16 protein-coding genes are annotated in these 19,097 nt (G+C 70.1%); 5 read left to right on the top strand and 11 right to left on the bottom strand.

The window, feature by feature from the left end; genetic code table 11:
- Window positions 1-62: 62 nt before the first annotated feature.
- From F8566_RS03680 to F8566_RS03670, 3 genes are all read right to left on the bottom strand, one after another.
- On the bottom strand, window positions 63-590 hold the full coding sequence (locus F8566_RS03680; RefSeq protein WP_151558036.1) for a GNAT family N-acetyltransferase: 528 nt from the start codon (window positions 588-590) through the stop codon (window positions 63-65).
- 146 nt (window positions 591-736) lie between these two features.
- A complete protein-coding gene (locus tag F8566_RS03675) occupies window positions 737-1,342 on the bottom strand; it encodes a response regulator transcription factor (protein ID WP_151558034.1) in 606 nt (201 codons plus the stop codon).
- Window positions 1,343-1,452: 110 nt separating this feature from the next.
- Entirely contained in the window at window positions 1,453-2,109 is a 657-nt protein-coding gene (locus F8566_RS03670; RefSeq protein WP_151558032.1) for an SH3 domain-containing protein, read from the bottom strand.
- 156 nt (window positions 2,110-2,265) lie between these two features.
- Between F8566_RS03670 and F8566_RS03665 the strand changes: the two genes are divergently transcribed.
- Window positions 2,266-2,559, top strand: coding sequence for a hypothetical protein (locus tag F8566_RS03665; RefSeq protein WP_151558030.1), 294 nt, complete (start codon window positions 2,266-2,268; stop codon window positions 2,557-2,559).
- A gap of 113 nt (window positions 2,560-2,672) precedes the next feature.
- A complete protein-coding gene (locus F8566_RS03660; protein WP_192809505.1) occupies window positions 2,673-4,466 on the top strand; it encodes a serine/threonine-protein kinase in 1,794 nt (597 codons plus the stop codon).
- Between the two features lie 77 nt (window positions 4,467-4,543).
- On the opposite strand, the gene F8566_RS03655 is transcribed toward F8566_RS03660, so the two are convergent.
- Window positions 4,544-5,335 carry a class I SAM-dependent methyltransferase gene (locus tag F8566_RS03655; protein WP_151558026.1) on the bottom strand — a complete coding sequence of 264 codons (792 nt, stop codon included), beginning with the start codon at window positions 5,333-5,335 and terminating at the stop codon, window positions 4,544-4,546.
- An 84-nt stretch (window positions 5,336-5,419) separates the two neighbouring features.
- On the opposite strand from F8566_RS03655, the gene F8566_RS03650 reads away from it, so the two are divergent.
- Entirely contained in the window at window positions 5,420-7,765 is a 2,346-nt protein-coding gene (locus tag F8566_RS03650) for a molybdopterin-dependent oxidoreductase (RefSeq protein ID WP_225992846.1), read from the top strand.
- Here F8566_RS03650 and F8566_RS03645 read toward each other — a convergent pair.
- The 3 genes from F8566_RS03645 to F8566_RS03635 all read right to left on the bottom strand — a co-directional run bounded on the left by F8566_RS03645 (window position 7,736) and on the right by F8566_RS03635 (window position 10,072).
- Window positions 7,736-8,287, bottom strand: a complete 552-nt coding sequence (locus F8566_RS03645) for a winged helix-turn-helix transcriptional regulator (protein WP_151558025.1) — start codon at window positions 8,285-8,287, stop codon at window positions 7,736-7,738. The two genes, F8566_RS03650 and F8566_RS03645, sit on opposite strands and share 30 nt — an antisense overlap.
- 86 nt (window positions 8,288-8,373) lie before the next feature.
- Complete coding sequence (locus F8566_RS03640; protein ID WP_225992845.1) at window positions 8,374-9,429, bottom strand: L,D-transpeptidase; 1,056 nt, start codon at window positions 9,427-9,429, stop codon at window positions 8,374-8,376.
- Window positions 9,430-9,673: 244 nt separating this feature from the next.
- Entirely contained in the window at window positions 9,674-10,072 is a 399-nt protein-coding gene (locus F8566_RS03635) for a YchJ family protein (protein ID WP_151558023.1), read from the bottom strand.
- Between the two features lie 50 nt (window positions 10,073-10,122).
- Between F8566_RS03635 and F8566_RS03630 the strand changes: the two genes are divergently transcribed.
- A complete protein-coding gene (locus F8566_RS03630; RefSeq protein ID WP_225992844.1) occupies window positions 10,123-11,193 on the top strand; it encodes a DUF418 domain-containing protein in 1,071 nt (356 codons plus the stop codon).
- Here the strand turns inward: F8566_RS03630 and F8566_RS03625 are convergent.
- Window positions 11,102-12,436 (bottom strand): serine/threonine-protein kinase, encoded by a 1,335-nt coding sequence (locus F8566_RS03625; protein ID WP_151558021.1) that lies wholly within the window; start codon window positions 12,434-12,436, stop codon window positions 11,102-11,104. The genes F8566_RS03630 and F8566_RS03625 overlap by 92 nt on opposite strands.
- 103 nt (window positions 12,437-12,539) lie before the next feature.
- Window positions 12,540-13,856, bottom strand: coding sequence for an FAD-binding oxidoreductase (locus F8566_RS03620; protein ID WP_151558019.1), 1,317 nt, complete (start codon window positions 13,854-13,856; stop codon window positions 12,540-12,542).
- Between the two features lie 124 nt (window positions 13,857-13,980).
- On the opposite strand from F8566_RS03620, the gene F8566_RS03615 reads away from it, so the two are divergent.
- Window positions 13,981-17,325: an AfsR/SARP family transcriptional regulator gene (locus tag F8566_RS03615; protein ID WP_192809504.1), complete on the top strand. Its 3,345-nt coding sequence runs from the start codon at window positions 13,981-13,983 to the stop codon at window positions 17,323-17,325.
- A gap of 27 nt (window positions 17,326-17,352) precedes the next feature.
- On the opposite strand, the gene F8566_RS03610 is transcribed toward F8566_RS03615, so the two are convergent.
- Window positions 17,353-18,318 (bottom strand): DUF5954 family protein, encoded by a 966-nt coding sequence (locus tag F8566_RS03610; RefSeq protein WP_151558015.1) that lies wholly within the window; start codon window positions 18,316-18,318, stop codon window positions 17,353-17,355.
- Window positions 18,319-18,527: 209 nt separating this feature from the next.
- Window positions 18,528-19,097 (bottom strand): SRPBCC family protein (locus F8566_RS03605; protein ID WP_192809503.1); only part of this gene is annotated, 570 nt, incomplete at its 5' end.

The following is a 19,097-nucleotide window of genomic DNA, read 5'->3' as shown; positions in this document are numbered from 1 at the left end:
GCACGTCAAGGTACACGGGCCCGACCGGCGGCGCGCGGGAACGCGCCGAACAAAGATCGCTGTCACTGCGCGATACCCGGTTCGTGCCGTTCATAAAGCCATTGGTCGTGCCAGGAACTGTCCAGGAAGACGTGTGACAAGGCCAAGCCGATGCGGCGGAAACCGTTCTTTTGCAAGACCCGGACCGAGCCTGGATTGTCGGTTCGCACAGAAGCCTCCACCCGGTGCAGCCCCAGCATGCCGAAGGCCACATCCAGACCGAGCGCGACGGCGCCGGACGCGATCCCGCGGCCACAATGCCGTTCCGCGACCCAGTACCCCAGTTGGCAGCTTTGCAACGCGCCGCGCACGATGTGGTTGAGCGCGAGGAACCCGACGTACTCGTCACCTTCGTGGATCAGCGCAGCCCAGCGTCTGCCCTCTTCGCGGAGTCGCTGGGCCTCAGCGAGGAGCTTGCGCTGGTGGTCGGGTTCTAGGAACGCGTCATCGCGTGCCGGCTCCCACTTCTGTAGGTGCGAGCGGTTTTCACGGTAGAGCTGCGCCAGCGTGTCGGCTTGGCCGACGTGGAGTTCGTGCAGCGCGACGTCCATGGATCTCTCCGATGAGCCCCCGTGGCCGGCGTCTCCTGCCCGCCTGCTGGTTTAGAGGGTTGCTGGGACCTGGGGGTTCGTGTCAAGGATCGATCGATTTGACCGCTTCAGGCCCTGTTTTCGGGAACGCTCGGGATTCAGGCGTTTCAGATCCAGCCGGCTTCGCGGGCTATGCGGGCGGCGTCGGTGCGGTTGCGGGCGTTGAGCTTGGTGACGGCGGCGGTCAGGTAGTTGCGGACGGTGCCGGCCGTCAGATGGAGGCGTTCGGCGATCTCGGGGGCCTCGGCGCCCTCCGCGGCCAATCTGAGGACGTCGGTCTCGCGCGGGGTGAGCGGGTTGTCGGTGACGTCCCAGGCGGTGAGGGCGAGACTCGGATCGAGGACCCGGCGGCCTTCGGCGACGGCGCGGATGGCGGCCACCAGTTCGTCCGGGGGAGCCGTCTTCAGCAGGAAGCCGCTCACCTGCGCGGTCAGTGCGCGACGCAGGTGCCCGGGCTTGCCGTGGCCGGTGAGGATCAGGACGCGGCAGGAGGGGAACTCGGCGCGGAGCTCCGCGGCTGCGGCGAGACCGTCCAGGCCGGGCATGTCGACGTCCAGTACGGCTACGTCAGGGCGGTACTTGCGGGCGGTGGGGACCACCTTGTCGCCCGCGTCGACCTGCGCCACCACGGTCAGGTCCGGCTCCAGGTCGAGCAGTGCGGCGAGGGCGCCGCGCACGATGTGGTGGTCATCGGCGAGCAGCACGTTGATCACGGGCCCATGTTTATCAAGCCTCAGGTCATGCCTGGACCAGGACGCGACGGGATGGGCCGGTGACCTCGCCACTGGCGGCGATGGGCACCGGCCCGTTGTTGTGCCGCGGTTCAGTGGGGAGGGCCCGCCGGTTCCTCGGCGGGCGGCGGTGTTCTGGTCGCTGGCCGCTTGTCGGTGTCCTTGACCTTCGGTGAGTCTTTCGGCGCGTCGTTGGCGGGAGGCGTGTTGGTGGCGGGTGCCGTCAGCGTCTCGTTCATCAGAACGAGGTACCGGGTGGACGCCCAGACGAGCCGGCCATCGGACAGGAGGAGCTGTGCCCACTTGTACTTGGCGTTGCCCGTGCCAGGGACGATGACGCCGTTCTTCAGGAAGCCGACCTGCCTGAACTTCTTGGCGTCCGGGCCGGAGCGGATGTTGACCCCGGGCTGCCCCTGCACCTTGTAGACGGTGCCGGACCCCTTGGTGAGGTAAGCCGACGGGAGCCAGGCTGAGCCGCCGGTCGACAGGAAGACCTCCGACCAGCCTTGGGAGTTGCGCCCGGACGCGGCCAGCAGGGAACCCGGCTTGTGCACACCGGCCACCTTGAACTTTGTGCTGGGGCCGCTACGGCTGTTCACCCCGTCGGCGGTGACGCGGCTGGCGATGAGGCGGTAGACCCCCGGCTTGTGGACCGGCGGAGGTGCGAGGGCGGACGCCGGGATCGCGGTCGCGGTGCCGGCGAGACCCGTGGCGATCGCCACGGCGATGATTCGCTTTGTCGAACGCATCCTTGGACTCAACCAGCACCCGGGTGTGCGGGCCCGCGCTCCGGGCGCCGTTTGGCCGACTCATTGATGAACTGGGACGAAGTCGATGGTCAGGGCTTTGCTCGCCGGTGGGTAGGAGACAGTTCGGGGTGGCGTGCGGGAACGTGGAGGCGCGCCATGATTCGGAGTGCGGTTCGCATCGCGGCCTGGGTGCTGGCTGGACTCTTCAGTGCCGGCACCATCGGTCTGCTGCTGATGTTCACGTTCTACGTCCAGCCGAACGGGGCGGCCCGGGCGTGGTGGGCGTTCGTCGTCACCGTCGCGTCCATAGGGATCGTCCATTGGCTGGTCGCCATGGCCGTCGGCAGGCTCAAGCCCGGGGTGCTCGGGCCGGCGATGGCCGTCACGGCCGGGGTCTTCTGCGCGGCTTCATGGAACGCCTTCGGTGGCCTGGTCATGTACCGCGCCTGACCTGGTTCTCTCGGTCCAATAACAAGATCGGCAAATGGGGACGCGGGGCCGCGAAGGTGCAATATCGTGGCGAATCTCCCCTGATCATTCTCCCGTCGCAGGAGCCGCACCCCATGTCCGAAGCCGACCCTCTGCGCCCGGACGACCCCAGGGAGGTCGGGCCGTACCGGCTCACCAAGCGGCTGGGGATGGGTGGTCAGGGCGTGGTGTATCTCGGCTCGACGGCCGGGGGCACGCCGGTGGCGGTCAAGCTGCTCCGCGAGGAGCTCGCCGCCGATCCGCGCGTACGCGAGCGGTTCATGAAGGAGATCGCTGCGGCGCGGCGAGTCGACCCGTTCTGCATCGCGCAGGTGCTTGACGCCTCGCTGGAGGGGCCGCGTCCGTACATCGTCACCGAGTACATCGAGGGACCGTCACTGCAGGAGGCGGGGGCACGGGAGAACGCGGCAGCCGTCCAGCGGCTCGCCGTCGCCACCGCCACCGCGCTCGCGGCGATCCACGGCGCCGGCATCGTGCATCGCGACTTCAAGCCGTCCAATGTCCTGCTCGGCCCGGACGGCCCGCGCGTCATCGACTTCGGGATCGCCCGCGACAGCGCCGCGCCGCTGACGATGACCAGCAGTATCATCGGCACCCCGGCCTACATGGCGCCCGAGCAGTTCGCGGGCGAATTCGTCGGCCCTGCCGCTGATGTGTTCGCGTGGGGCGCCGTCGTGGCGTTCGCCGCCACCGGCAAGCCGCCGTTCGGCGCCGACAGCCTCCCGGCGATCATGCACCGCGTCCTGCAGGGCGAGCCCAGGCTCGGAGAGCTGTCCGAGCCGCTGCGGTCGCTGGTCGTCGCCTGTTTGGCGAAGGACCCCGCCCAGCGGCCCACGATGCAGGACGTGGTGTTGCGCCTTCTCAGCGCCCGTTCGGCATCGACCGCCCCTCAACCACCCATCCCGGCTCCAGGCCCGGGCCTTCCACAGGCGCCGGTCCCTGCTGGGGAAGCGCCGTCGAACAGCCCACAGGTGCCCGTGCCTCCGCAGCCGCTGGGGACTGGCCCGCAACCGCCGGCTCCTGTGACTCGGCCGTCGGGGGCGGCTTCGCCGGCGCTTCCCATGCCGATGCCCGGCGCTCGGCAAGGCAAGCAGGGCAAGCAAGGTAAGCAGGGCAAGCAAGGTAAGCAGGGCGTGCAAGGGTCGCCACAGCAGAACAGGGTGCTTGTTCTGGCGGTCGCCGCCGCTGTCGTGCTGGCAATGGTCGTCATCACCACCGGGTTCATCTTCTGGCCTGGGCCGTCGGACGCGTCCAACTCGGCCAAGGGCAAGGGCAGCGGCTCCGGCTCGGATAGCGGCTCCGCCGGTACGCAGAACGGCACCACTGGGCCCAACGCGGGCAATGCTGGAAACGGCAGGAAGGGCGACCAGTCGGGCAAGCCCTCCCCGGGCAGGAGCGGTTCGCCCAGCGCGAGCGGCAAGCCGAAACCGGGATCCAGCGGGAAGCCGGGCACGCCGGGTATTCCTGGTCCCAAGCCTTCAAGCGGCGGTGGCGGTGGCGGGGGCGGGGGCTCTAACGGCGGCGGCGGTAGCGACGGCGGCGGCGGAAGCGATGGTGGAGGTGGCGGAAGCAACGGTGGCGGTGGCAGCACTGGCGGCAGTGTCAACGTCATCTCGCTGAATGGCGACTGCAACAAAGCCCGCTACTTCTACTTCTATGAGATCAGGGAGCCCAGTGGCGGCTCCAGCTTCGACTACAGCGTGTACCTGGACGGCTCGCGGGTCGACGGCGGCAGTCACCGCGCGGGCAGCCCCAAGGTGGAGGGGCAGGGCAACGGATCGTTCAACGGCCGGGCGAGGGTCACGGTCACCGTGAAGGTGTCCGGGCCCATCTCCGATCAGAAGAGCTTCGAGGTCTGGACCTGCTGACGCACCCGTTCACGTCCGGTTCCGGTACGCGAGCCGCCCCCGTTCAGGTCCGGTTCCGGTACGCGAGCCGCCCCCGTTCAGGTCCGGTTCCGGTACGCGAGCCGTAGCTCGAACATGTAGCGCTTGGTGATCCGGCCGCGGAAACGGTCGTCGATGAGCCGCCCGATGCAGTCGAGCAGCTCGGCCAGCGTCCCCGATGGCAGGGCCCGGTGTCCGGAGTAGGTGCGGAGCACGTCGAGGTACTCCGAGGTCGTGTACGAGAGGTCCAGCTCGTGCCGCCGGAAGATCGCCGTCCCGAAGAGCCCCGACCGGTCCACCTCGGTGTCCCGGGGCACCTCGTACGCCGCAGGCAGGCGCAGCCCCTCGGGAGTCTCCGGGTCGTACCGCTCGTAGCAGTCCTGGACCTCGACGAAGAACGCCTCCGTGCCGCCCGCCACGTGGTGGGTCGCGACGGTGGCCAGCGCGCCCCCGGGCCGGAGCGCGTCGGCGGCCTTGGCCACCCGCACCTCCGGGTCCACCCAGTTGAACGCCGTCGCCGCGAACACCATGTCGAACGGCTCGTCCGGCAGCGACCACTCCTCGAACGCCCCGTTCACGACCTCGACCGAAGGGAAGCCCTTCAGGTTGCGGCGTGCCACCTCGGCCATCTCCGCGCCCAGCTCGACGGCGACGACCTCGCAGCCTCGCGCGGCCAGTGGCGCGGTCGCCTGGCCGGTACCGCAGCCGATCTCCAGCACGCGGCAGCCCGGGCCGGTCCCGGCCAGCGCGTCCAGGTCGTTGAAGATCCCAGCCGGGTAGTGCGGCCGGGCCCGGTCGTAGAGGGCGGCGTTCTCGTTGAACGTCATGCGCAGCGTTCGGCGGTCGGCCATGTGAAAAGGCTATCCCCGCCGCCGCGGGCAGTGGGTTTCGCTAAAGAACTGACTCGGTTAGAGTGCGGGCCAAGGGAGGTCCGGATGACGATGGCCGAGCACGGAACCGGAACGGCGGGCGCGGGACGACCGGCAGGCGGCCCGGGAACGGCGGGGGAATGGCGGCCCAGCGCCTGCATCCTCTGCGAGTGCAACTGCGGGATCGAGATCCTCGTGGGCGCCGGCGGGTCGTTCGACAAGATCCGCGGCGACAAGGCGCATCCCGCCTCGCACGGCTACACCTGCAACAAGGCGCTGCGCCTCGATCACTACCAGAACGGCCGGTCCGGCCGGATCACCCGGCCACTGCGGCGCCGTCCCGACGGCACCTTCGAGGAGATCGACTGGGAGACCGCGATCGCCGAGGTGGCGGCGCGGTTCAAGGAGATCGAGGCGGCCCACGGCGGCGAGACGATCTTCTACTACGGCGGTGGCGGCCAGGGGAACCACCTCGGCGGCGCGTACGCGCCCGCGACGATGCGCGCGTTCGGCATGCGGTACCGCTCCAGCGCGCTCGCGCAGGAGAAGACCGGCGAGTTCTGGGTGAACGCGCGGATGCTCGGCCTGCCCAACCGCGCCGACGTCGAGCATTGCGAGGTCGCGCTGTTCGTCGGCAAGAACCCCTACCAGTCGCACGGCTTCCCGCGTGCCCGGTCGGTGCTCAAGGAGATCGCCAAGGACCCGGACCGCTCGATGATCGTGATCGACCCGGTCCGTACCGAGACCGCCGAGCTGGCCGACTTCCATCTCCAGGTGCGACCCGGGACCGACCTCTACCTGCTGACCGCGCTGGCGGCGATCCTGGTGCGGGAGGGCCTGGTCGCGGCGGACTGGCTCGCCGAGCACGCCGACGGCCTGGAGGCGGTGACGGCCGTGCTGAACGACGTCCCGATCGCCGCCTACTGCGAGATCGCCGACGTGCCCGAGGACCTCGTCCGGGCCGCCGCGCGCAGACTCGCGGGTGCGTCGTCGGTGGCGGTCCTCGAAGACCTCGGCGTGCAGATGAACCGCGACTCCACGCTCGTCAGCTACGTCGAGAAGCTCATCTGGCTGCTGACCGGCAACCTCGGCAAGGAGGGCGCGCAGTACGTCTTCTCCAGCATGGCGCCGATCGGCCGGGATCGTGGCCATCCCGCCGGTGAGGGCCCCAGGAGCCCGGTGGTCGGAGCGAAGATCATCGGCGGCCTCGTTCCGTGCAACGTCATCGCCGAGGAGATCCTCACCGACCACCCCGACCGTTACCGGGCGATGCTCGTCGAGAGCGCCAACCCCGCCCACTCGCTCGCCGACTCGGCGCGCATGCGCGAGGCGCTCAAGGCTCTCGACCTCGTCGTGGTCATCGACGTGGCGATGACCGAGACCGCCCGGCTGGCCGACTACGTGCTGCCCGCGCCCACGCAGTACGAGAAGTACGAGGCGACGTTCTTCAACTTCGATTTCCCGCGCAACATCTTCCATCTGCGCCACCCGGTGGTGAACGCCCCCGACGGCGTTCTGCCGGAGCCTGAGATCCACGCGCGTCTGGTGGAGGCCGCGGGCGCGCTGAGCGAGGACGACTACACCCCGCTGCGCGAAGCCGCGGGCAAGGGGCGGCAGGCGTTCGCGGAGGCGTTCCTAAGCGCGCTCGCCGAGAGGCCAAAGCTCATGAAGCTGGCCTCCGTACTCCTCTACCGGACGCTCGGCCCCACCCTGCCGAACGGAGCCGCGTCAGCCGCCGCCCTCTGGGCCCTCGCACACAAGTGCGCCCAGGACAACCCCGCAGGGGTGAAGCGTGCCGGTTACGGGGAGGGGCTGGAAGCGGGCGAACGGCTCTTCGACGCCATCGTGTCGAACCCGCACGGCGTGGTCATCACCGACGACGAGCAGGAGGAGACCTGGCGGCGCCTCGGCGACCGGCGGATCCAGCTGGACGTGCCCGAACTCCTCACCGAGGTCGCCGGACTCGCCTCGCGCCCGCGGCCGGTACCCGAGCCGGACTGGCCGTTCGTCCTCTCAGCGGGCGAGCGGCGCGCGTTCACCGCCAACACGATCATCCGCGACCCCGGCTGGCGCCGCCGTGACCCCGAGGGCATGCTGCGCATGAACGAGGCGGACGCCAAGGAACTGGGCGTGGTCGCGGGCGACCGTGTCCGCCTGACCACGCGGCGTGGAAGCGTCGAGGTCCCCGTGGACCTGACCGACCGGATGCGCCCGGGACACATCTCGCTGCCGAACGGCCTGGGCCTCGCAGTCCAAGACCCGGACGACGGCGCACCGACGGTCACCGGAGTGGCCCCGAACGAACTCACTGCGGCTGAAGACCGCGACGAGTTCGCAGGCACCCCCTGGCACAAACACGTCCCCGCACGCGTCTCGCCCCTCTCAGGAGCCGCCGCCGGACCGGCCGCCTGACCGGCTGGCGGACTGGCCGCCGGTGTTGCCGGCGAAGCGGGGTAGCGCTTCGGCTCGTTCGCGTAGGCGTTCTGGGAAGCCCGGGCCCAGCTCGGGCAGAACGTTGTCATGCCCGAGGGGTTCGTGGCACTCGGAGCAGACGACCTCGGCGTGCGCGGCGTGGCCGCAGGTGGTGTGGCGCATCAGGATGGGCGGGCCGCTGTCGTCGGCCATCCACTTGTCGCCCCACCGCATCATCGCCGTGAGCACCGGGAAGAAGTCGCGGCCCTTCTCCGTGAGGTGGTATTCATGCCGGACGGGCCGCTCCTGGTAGGGCACCCGTTCGAGCAGGCCCTCCTCGACGAGGCGGTTGAGGCGCTGCGTCAGGACGTTCCGCCCGATCCCCAGGCTCTTGGCGAAATCGTCGAAGCGGGCCACCCCGTAGAACGCCTCGCGCAGCACCAGCGGCGTCCACCAGTCGCCCAGGATGTCGACGGTGCGGGCGACGGAGCAGGGCCAGCGGGAGAACGGGGTGCGCTTCACCCCGTCCATCCTAGTCGGTTGCCCTATCGAACCTACGGATCGATCGAGCCGGCCGCCCAGTCGACCGGCTCATCCGAACCGGCCGCTCAGTCGAGCTCGCTGCCCTTCTTCCACTTGTTCCACGGCATCTCCCAGAAGGACCACCCGTTGTCCCAAGGGAGGTCGCGCCGCGTACCGGTGACGATCACGACGTCGCCCGGCTGGACGGTGCGGTAGAACCAGACCGCGTCCTTGGCGGGCTGGCGGACGCATCCGTGGCTGCAGTTGGCCCTGCCGAGGCAGTAGTACTCGCCGGCGGTCTGATGGAGGTACTCGCCGCTGTTGGAGATCCGGACCGCGTAGTTGATCAGCAGGTCGTAGTAGCCCGGGTCACCCTTCTTGCGGCCCGGAGAGATCATCCGCGTCGGGTTGTTCTTCTCCATCGCCAGGTGGATGCCGCTGGTGGTGGTGTATTCGAGCGTGGTGCCGTTGCCGCCGCTGACCGGGACCGTGCGCACCTTCTTGCCGTCGACCTTGACGGTCATCTTGTGCTTCTTGAGGTTGACGGTCGAGATCCGGGACGCGCCGATCTTGAACGTGCGGGTCAGGTCCTTCGTCCCGTACACACCCTTGGCCGCCCGTACGCCCGCCATGTGGGCGACGAGGGTGACCTTCTGGTGCGCGGGCCAGTAGCTCTTGGTGCGGTAGACGACCTGCTGGTTGCCGATCCACCGCCAGGCGCCCTCGACGGGCTTCTCGGCCTTGACCTCCAGCGCTCTCTCGACCTGGTCCTTGTTGCGGACCTCACGGTCGAAGTTCAGGATGATCGGCGTTCCGACGCCGTACTTCTTGCCCTGGTTGCCCTCCAGGATCCAGTCCAGCGAGGCCGTGACGGTCTCATCCGGCTTGAGCGTCTTGAACTTGCTGCCGGCCTGGGCCGCGACGCCGTCGGCGTTCTTCGCGCTGGCGGACACCTCGTACGAGGTGTTGGGGGAGAGCGTCCACGTGGACTTCCACTCGGTGCGCGCGGCGTTGAACTCGCCCACGACGGTCTTCGACCCCGCCTTCACGCTGACCGTGTCGAGCTTGCCGTCCACCGCCTTCACCGTGACGCCGCTGTCGGGGCGCGCCTTCTTGGTGTCGGACGCCGGGGTGATCGTCACCTTGGCCGGGGGTGCCTTCGCCGACCCGCCCCCGCCGCCACCGGGCCCGCCGGAATCGGACTGGCACGCGGACAACGTCAGACCAGCGGCCAGCAGGAGTCCGAAAAACCGAGATCGTTTGCTCAGAACCAACGTTCGCCATCCTGCTGACCGGCCCGGGGCACGCCGACCCGGGAAATCCGAAAAAGAGAGCCTGCTCAGCTTTGATGGCAAGTTACCCGGTTTGGTTCGGGAGACTCCAGAGTTATTGCACAGTGCCCTTGAGGTAAACCCACGCGCCGTCGTGGCGGACGAAGCGGCTCACCTCGTGCATTTCCCCTGACTGCCCTCCCTTGGCCGAGTACGCGGCGCGGAACTCCACCGTCCCTTTCGTGTGGAACGGCGTGCCCTCGGTCGCGTCCAGGACTTCGAGGCGTTCCCACCGCAGCCCGGGTTCGAAGTCGATCGACGGCGGCCGGGTCGCCGGGTGCCAGCTCTTGAGGAGGTACGCGGCGTCCTGGACGGCGAACGCGCTGAACCGCGAGCGCATGAGCTGTTCCGCCGTCGCGGCCTGCGCCTCGCCGCGATGCAGGCGCCCGCAGCAGTCCTGGTAGGAGGCGGGGAGCCCGCACGGGCATGGAGCGGCGTCGCGGCGTTTGGACATGCTTCTATTCTGGGTCAGGACGTCCCCGAACAGGCGGTGGGGGAAGACGGATGGACGGAGTCCGCACCCGCGGCGCCGACCGTGCCCGCAGCGCCGACAACACCCGCGGCGCCGACCGTGTCCGCGGCGCCGACCGCACGCGCATGCGTGGTCCCGGACGTCGTGTCCGCGAGATCGATGCACTCCGCGGTCTGGCACTCTGCGGCATCCTGCCGGTGAACATCGCCGGCATGACCGGCCAGCCCGTGCACGAGCAGCTGTACGACACGGTGTTGCACCAGCGGTTCTTCCCGATTTTCGCGTTCCTCTTCGGGGTGGGCTTCGCGCTGTTCCTCCGTGCGGCATCGGCTCAGACGGACCATCCCAAACTGGTGATGCTCGCCCGGCTCGGCTTCCTGCTCCCGATCGGCCTTGCGCACCAGATGGTGCAACCGGGCGAAGTGCTGCTGCCGTACGCGATCGTCGGTGTCCTCGTCCTGCTCCCGGCCTCCTTCCTGCCCCGTTCCCTGGTGCTCGGAACGGGAGCCACTGCCACCGCCGCCGCACTGGCGTTCGCCGAAGGCGGGATCGAGTTGATCCCGGGCCTCTTCCTGCTCGGCCTGGCCACCGTCGACTACGGCGTCCTCGACCACCTCGAACGGCACCCGATCGGCGCCGCCTTCGTCGCGAGCGTGGTCGTGGCCGTTCCGCTGAACGTCTGGCAGCTCACAGCCGAGCCGCCCCGCATCCCGGCCGTCGCAGGCGTCGTCACGGCGACCGCCTACGCCACGGGCCTCCTTCTCGCCCTGCGGACCCGAGCCCGCGCCGCGCTCGGCTACGCCCTCGAACCGCTAGGACGGATGGCCCTGACCAACTACCTCTCCGCGACCATCATGATTCTGGCCGCGGGCCGCACCCTGCCACTCGTGCCGCTCACGCTCGCGATCCTGCTCGTTCAGGTGACGGCGAGCCGGTGGTGGCTGGGCCGGTTCGCGTACGGCCCGGCGGAGTGGGCGTGGCGAAGCCTCACCTGGTGGCGGCTCAGACCGTTCAGCGGACCTTGTGGAGGCGGCCCGTGCCCTCGTTGTCCACCGTCTTGTACGAGTAGCCGAGCGACCCGTCCTTCTCGTACGACAGCGTGATCGTCACTGTCGGCGTGCACGGCCCCTGGCCGATGTTCTCCGAGAGCCGCAACCTGGACTCGGTCACGTCCAGCAATGTCAAGCTGCCACTGCAGTTGAGCGAGGCATAGTCGCTGTTGCCCACGATCCGGCCTGGTTTCCCCCGGCGGATCGTCATGGCCGCCTCGAACGTGGAGACGACGTTTCCTCCACGCCGGTGGTCGACGCTGCCGGTCCACGTTCCGGCGTACCGCGCGAAGACGTCGCCGCCCGGCCGGGACCCACCGGTCTGCTCCTCATCGGCCCACGGCTGGACGACCAGCGCGACGACCGCGGCCGCCACCGACGCCACCGCGATGCCCGCTGCCAGCACCCCGGACTTGCCCGGACGATCAGGTCGCGTCAGCCGCGTGGTCGGCGGCGGCGTGGTCGGCGGTTGCGTGGCACCGCTGGAACGAGGGTGCCCCGCGAGGCGTTCGAGCAACTCGGGCACCGACGGCCGGCCGGCCGGATCCTTCGCGAGCGCCGCCTCCACCACCTCGCGCAGCGCGGGATCGAGGCCGTCAAGGCGGGGCTGCTCGTGCACCACCTTGTAGAGGATCTCGGGAACGAGCTGGCCCTCGAACGGGCTGTGCCCGGTGCCCGCGAAGGCCACGACGCACCCCCACGAGAACACGTCCGACGCCGGCGTGATCTCTCCACCGGTCAGCAGCTCCGGCGCCATGTACGCGGGTGTGCCGACGACCTGCCCGGTCGTGGTCACCCCCGTCTGGGCGTCCAGGGCACGCGCGATCCCGAAGTCGATGACCCGCGGGCCGACCGCGGACAGCAGCACGTTGGCAGGCTTCAGATCCCGGTGCACGAGACCCGCGTCATGGATCGCCGACAGTGCCGTGGCGACTCCCACAGCGAGCCCGTCGAGGTTGGAGCCGCGCAGCGGCCCGCGTTCTGACACCGCCTGGTCGAGGGTGGGCCCGTCGATGTACTCGGTCACCACGAAGATCGTGTCGCCCTCCAGCGACGCGTCCAGCACGGGCGCGGTGCAGAACCGCCGCACCCGCCGGGCCGCCTCCACCTCGCGCACGAACCGCTCGTGGAACACCGGATCCCCGGCCAGCTCGGTGTTGATGACCTTCAGCGCCACCCGATGGCCCTCGGGGTCCTCGCCGAGGTACACGGTCCCCATGCCGCCGCGTCCGAGCCGCCCGCTCAGCAGGTACCGGCCGAGCATCAGCGGATCGTTCGCCTGCAACATCTCGGTCATCTCGGCCCATTCCGTTGATCAGTGACCGCACGAGCTTACGAGGTACAACCCCCGTACAGCCCGCACGGCCAGGGCACGTGATCAACTTACTCGCGGCGCGCGTTCAGCTGTTGATGGGGAAGTTGCCGCGGAAGACGCCGTGCGGGTCACGGTCGCGCTTGATGTCGCGGAGCCGGGACAGGGTGGCGGGGGAGAACGCGCTCGCGGCCTTCTCGCCGGGGCCCAGGAACGTGTAGGGCTTGCGTCCGCTGGTGGAGGCCGTGAGGGCGGTCGCGATCTCGGCTTGCCGGTCGCGGACGGCGGCGCCGCGTTCCGGGGTCGTGGGGATGCCGAACATGTAGAGCAGGTAGGGCTCGGTGATCCGGCCGCTGGCACCCGCGTTCCCGTCCGGGCGGGCCAGCGCGCCGCCCAGGTGGCGCAGCTGGACGCTGAGCAGCGGGTCGATCGGCTTCTCCAGCAGCGTCGCCGCCACGTCGTCGGTCAGCTCGGTCAGCAGTTCGGCGCGGGACCGGCCGGGGGCGGGGTCGGTGGGTTCGGCGGTGATGGAGCCGAGTTCGGCCACCGGCAGCACGCGGCGGCCGTCGTTCAGAACGCCCTCGATCTTCTCGAACGGGGCGAGCAGCGCGGCCGCGCCGGCTGCGTCTCCCAGGTAGGTCGAGTCCACGGCGACTAGCGGGGCCGCGCCGGGGAACTGCAGAAGGTCGAACCAGACGGCAAGCTCGTCCGGAGCCGTCGCGGTGACTTCCCGGAAAGCGGCCAGCACCTCGGGAGCCTTCTCGGCGGGCCACATCAACCGGCCGCCGTAGAGCTGCGGTGCCGGGAAGAGGTCGAACTCGATGGCGGTGACGATGGCGAAATCCCCGCTGCCTCCGCGCAGTGCCCAGAAGAGGTCCGGGTCGGAGTCGGCCGTCACGCGGGCCTTGTCGCCGCCGGCGTCCACGATGTCGAACGCGCGGACCCCGTCGGCGCCGAAGCCGTGCATGCGGCTGAACCAGCTGAGTCCGCCGCCGAGCGTGTACCCCGTCACGCTCACCACGGGAGAGCTTCCGGCCAGACCCATCAGCCCGTGCGGGCTCGCGGCCTCCAGCACCTGGCCCCACTTCACCCCGGCACCCACCCGGGCGGTCCGCTCGTCCGGCCGGACGTCGAGCTCGTTGAGGCGGCCGGTGCGCAGCAGGATCGCGCCTTCGACGTCGCCGGTGGCACCGTGGCCGCTCGGCTGGGCCAGGACGGTCCGCCCGTTCAGCCGCGCGTGGCGGACGAGCGCGGCCACGTCGTCGGCGTCGGCGGCGTCCACGACGGCGTCCACGGGCTGGGCGACCGCGACGTTCCAGGGCCGGGTGGCCTGCTCGAACCCCTCATCACCCGCCGCCAGAACCCGGCCCTTGATCGTGCTGCGCAGCTCGTGTGCGATGTTCATGATCTCTTCCCTCCGCGTCGATGACCCTAGCTTCGGCCGACCGGTCTGAGGTTGAGCTGGGATCGAGCTGAGGTCCGAGCTGGTGTGGGCTGGGGACGGTCCTATGCTGTGGACGCCTGAGGGGATGAACATCGAGGTGGATATGTCAGCCGGCCTGTCGATCGGGCTCTTCGGCCCGCTGGAGGTCACCGACGGCTCGGGGACCCGCCTCGATCTGGGCACCCGCAAGCAGCGCGCCCTCGTCGCGATGCTGGCCTTGGAACCCGGCCGCGTGGTGTCGCTGGACCGGTTGATCCAGGAGCTGTGGGCCGGGGAGCCGCCCGCCGGGGCCACCCGTACCCTCCAGGCGTACATCGCCCACCTGCGCAAGGTGCTGGAGCCGGATCGGGCGCCCCGGACCCCGCCGCAGGTGCTGCTCACCCGCGAACCCGGCTACCTGCTGGCCGTCGCCCCCGGTCAGGTCGATCTCGAACGCTTCGCCGCGTGGGCCGAGGAGGGGCGCCGGGCGCTGGCGCGGGGTGCGCACGCCGAGACGCTCCAGATCCTGGACCGGGCTCTCGAGCTCTGGCGCGGGGAGCCGCTGGGGGAGTTCGCCGACCAGGAGTTCGCACAGCCGGTGATCACGAGGCTCGCCGAGGTGCGGGCGGTGGCGCGGGAGGACCGGCTGGAGGCCCGGCTCGCGCTCGGCGAGGCCGCGGCCTCCGTTACCGAGCTCGAAGCCCTCGTCGAAGAACACCCATACCGGGAACGTGCCTGGGCCCTGCTCGTTCTCGCCCTCTACCGGGCGGGCTGCCAAGCCGACGCGCTCGCCGCGCTCCGCCGCGTCCGCTCCCGGCTGGATGACGACCTCGGCCTGCAGCCGGGCCCGGAGCTGCGCCGGCTGGAGCAGGCGGTGTTCGACCAGTCGCCGGAGCTGGAAGTGCCATCCGTCCCCCCTCCAGCGGCCGCGCCGGCGGAACGTTCTGCCGAGCCGCCAGAGGAACGGAGGGCCGGGTCCAATCGGCTCATCGGCAGGGAAGGGCAGCTTTCCCGCGCGGACGAGCGGCTCGGCGAAGTGCGGCGTGGCAGCGGCGGGGTGCTGCTGGTGACCGGGGAGGCGGGGATCGGGAAGTCCAGGCTCGCCCGGGAGATCGCCGAACAGGCGGTGGCTCGCGGCTTCCGGGTTGCCCAAGGGGGGTGCGTGGACGGCACCGCTCCCGCGTTCTGGCCTTGGATCCAGGTGCTGCGCGACGCGGGAGCCGACCCTGCCCTGCTGTCGAGCGAGGTGCCGGGGGAGTCCGCCGACCCGGATGCGGCGCTGTACGACCTGTATGAACGGGTCGTCGCGGCGCTGGCCGGCTCCGGCGGTGGAGGGCCGCTGATGGTCGTCCTGGAGGATCTGCACTGGGCGGACGTGTCGTCGTTGCGCCTGCTGGCGTACGTGGCGGACGCGATCGCCCGGCGGCCCGTGCTCATCGTGGCGACGCTGCGCGCGGAGCCCGGTGACCACCCGGACCAGCTGCGCACCGCCCTCGGCTCGCTGTCCCGGTTGGAAGGCACCGAGTACGTCGAGATGCCCCCGTTCGACGCCGGAGACGTGTCGGCCTACCTGCGAGCGCGCGGGACCGCCGAGCAGCCGGGGTTGGTGGACGTCCTGCTGGAACGGACCGGCGGCAACCCGTTCTACCTGGGTGAGGTGCTCCGTCTGCGCGAGAGCGAGCGCGGCCTGCCGGAGGCGGTACCCCAGGGCGCGCGTGAGGTGATCGAACGGAGGGTCACCAAGCTTCCGGAGGAGACCCGGCGGCTGTTGCGGGCCACGGCCGTGGTCGGTGCCGAGGCCGACATCGATCTCCTTGAGGCCATCACCGGGGCCACGGCAGAGGACGTGATGACGGCCCTCGAACCGGCGGTCGCGGCGGGCCTGCTCACCGAGCCTCCGGATGGATCGTTCGGGGACGCCGACTACAGGTTCAGCCATGGGCTGGTGCGCCAGGCGCTCTACGCGGGGCTGAGCCGGCTCGAACGATCGCGGCTGCACCTGAAGGTGGGCGAGGCGCTGGAGCCCGTTCTGCCGATGGCGGAGTCGGCGACCCTTGCGCGGCACTTCGGTAGGGCGGCGAAGGTCGGTGGTGCGGCCAAGGCGGTGGAGTACGCGTCGCGTGCCGCCCGGCACGCCACCGGGCAACTCGCCTACACCGAAGCGGTCGAGTTCTGGGAGCTGGCATTGACCGCGCTTGGCCCGGGCACTGAGTCGGGGCGGGCCCGGCTGCTCACCGAGCTGGGAAAGGCACGTCGTGCCGTGGGCGACGCCGCGGGTGCCGGCCGGGACCTGGACGAAGCGTTCGACCTGGCCCGGCAGTCGGACGATGCGGGGGCGCTGATCGGCGTCCTCACCGCCTTCAGCGCGCCGACGTTGTGGACGTGGCGGCCGTTCGGCGTGGTCAAGCAGCCCGTCATCGAGGCGATCGAGGAGCTCCTGGCACGCCCGCTGGACGACCGCGACCGCGCAGGGCTGCTCGGGGCGCTCGGCGTTGAGCTGTACTACGGCCCGCGCCGTGCCGAGGGAGAACGCCACGCGACGGAGGGCGTCGAGCTCGCCCGCCAGGTCGGCAACCCGGCGTTGCGGGCGCAGACCCTCAACAACCTGCTGCTCGCCGCATTCGTCCCCGGCGGGACCGAGACGATGCGCCGGGCAGCTGAGGAGATGGCGGCGCTGCCGGACATTCCCCGGTCCACCGAGCTGATCGCGCGCATCTTCCTGATGTCATGCCTGCTGCGGTCCGGGGACCTGGCCGGATGGGACCGCGAGATGGCGCGATGCCGCGTGCTGCTGGGCGAACGGCCGCGGCCCGAGCTGGAGTCGATGGTGCGGGTCGCCGAAACGGCCCGTGCCACGCTCGACGCGCGGTGGGCGGACGCCCAGGCACTTGTCGGCGCGTACACGACCCTGCGGTTCGGTTCGGTGCCGTGGGGCTCGCGGTTCCGGACGTTGCTGGCCACGTACACGTGCAGGCGAGGCCAGGGCACCGGAGCCGAGATGGTGGACGACCTCGCAACGGCCGCGGACGCGCCGGACCTGGTGCCGCTCCGGCCCGTCGCCGTCCTGGCCGCCGCCGAAGCGGGCCGGACCGGTCTCGCCCGCGAGCTGATCGCACGCTGGGGGACCGAGGTCGCCGAGACCTGGATCGCCGACTTCGTGATCCCGGTCTGGGGCCTGGTCGCCGCCCGGCTCGGCGTCCCCGACCCGCAGGCCCTGTACGACCGGCTGGCGCCGGTGGCGGACCAGCTCGTGGTCGCCGGTATGGGAACCGCCGCGTGGGGATCGAACCACCTGGTCCTCGCCGAGCTCGCCGCGAGTCTGGGACGTACCGACCAAGCCGTCGACCACGCCGAGGCCTCCCTTGCCGCGCATCAGCGGCTCGGCCTCGCCTACTGGGAACAGCAGAGCGCCCAACTCCTGAGCAAGCTCAAAGCAACGACGCGCTCCTGATGCCGATGACGACCTCCCACCGGACGTTCAGCCGGTGTCGGGCTCCTGTAGTCCATAACGTGCCTGGTCGGAGCCGCGTGGAGCCTCCGGGCCGTCGCGGCCGAGCCGGAGCATCCGTGAGACGCGAATGGTGCAGAACCGGCGCCCCAGCACGTTGAACGCGTGACCGTTCGTCGCTTCGATCTGCTCGGCGGCGTGCTTCCATTCGGCGAGTTCGGCGGCGGACGCCGGATCGCCCTGGAACTCGCGCAGCCCCGGCAGCAGATTGGTGAAATAGCCCGCGAGACGGCTGCGAGCCTCCCTTGGATCATTCCCGCCCGTGATGGGTTTCGCCGCGGTGCCGAGGATCTCCAGCACGGTGAACGTGGGCGGAAGCAGCACGACGCCGGCATGCCTGCGGATCGCATCGCCGGCCTCAACCATGATCTCGTCCGGCACGCTGCCGGGCTTGGGGATGTATCCGACCAGGTTGAGCCGCAGCTGGGCCTCCCACTGACCGGCGGGAGCGCGAGGCTGGATGAGAAGGCCGCGCAGGAGCGGATCCGCTTCGGGAGTGTCGGAGTCGGTCACGCGGGGCGGCTCCATCACGCCCTGGTGGATCAGCGTGAACTTCTCGATCCTGATGACCCGGTAACGGCGCTCTCCGATCTCCCACTCGTCCTTGGGGAGCTGCCTGCCCTCCGGCGGATCCAGTTGCTCGGCCGCCGCCCGCATGGCATGGACGACCTCGGCGTCGTTCTCGTGCTCCGCTTCCATGCGCAGATCGCGGGCCAGGTCGTACCGCGCCCCCGCCGGATCGGACGCACCGGTGCAGCCGATGCGCCATTCCGTGCCGGTTTGTACCGCGTATCCGAAGTCTGGTGATCCGGCCGGGATGAGCTTGGGAAATCTGCGGATCCGTTCGCCGGTCTCCTCGTCCCGCACCGCCGCGACCGGATCGAGGTCGGCGACCAGATTGATGTGGTCGTACCCAGGCATCAACGGGAAGGGCATGCGCCCATCCTGGCCATCGGCGTCTTCGTCACGCATGGTATTCAGCAGAATTCACCAGCGCGACGTGCCGAGCAACGCAGCCACCCGCGGGCGGGCGGCCTCTGGCGGAGGGCCGCGTCTCCCACGGGTGGCCTCACTGGTGGTGTCGCGGGTGTCGCGGTGTCGCGGGTGGTGTCGCGGTGGCGGCCTTGCCACCCGCGTAGGCAGGCTTAACGGCTGGCTTGCGGCTCCTTCTCCGACTTCTTGCTGGTGGTCTTCGACGACGACGAGGAGGAGGCCTTTGCGGGCTCCCTGTCGTACGACTCCTCGTACTGGTCGGAGCCCTCCTTCTGCGCCTTCTCCTCGGCGGCGAGGCCTTCCTCATGCGTCATGACGACCTTGCTGTCACGGATCTCGCCGCGCCAACCCTCGATCTCGTCGGCCTTGAGCAGGCTCTGGGACATGACGTGCCGTCTGAAGTTCTTGAGCTCCAGCCGGGCGCGGCGTCCCTGCGCCCGCCACAGGTTTCCGGTGCGCTCGAAGAGACCCTGCGGGTGGTACTCGAGAACGAGCAGCACGCGCGTGAGGTTGGGGGCGACCCGGTGGAACGTCACCGCGCCGTCGACATGGCCCTTGGGCCCCTTGGAACGCCACACGATGCGCTTGTCCGGCAGTTGTTCGATGATGGTGGACTCCCAGGTCCGGCTGGACCAGAAGATCTTGGCCTTCCAGTTGAGCTTCTCCTCGGAGGGCTGCTCGACGCTGATGACCTTCTTCATGAACGTGGGGAAGTCCTGGAA

This window comes from Actinomadura rudentiformis (assembly GCF_008923185.1).
Lineage (GTDB): Bacteria > Actinomycetota > Actinomycetes > Streptosporangiales > Streptosporangiaceae > Spirillospora > Spirillospora rudentiformis.
The sequence above is the reverse complement of the archived record's forward strand: the minus strand, read 5'-3'. Positions and strand labels throughout refer to the sequence as shown.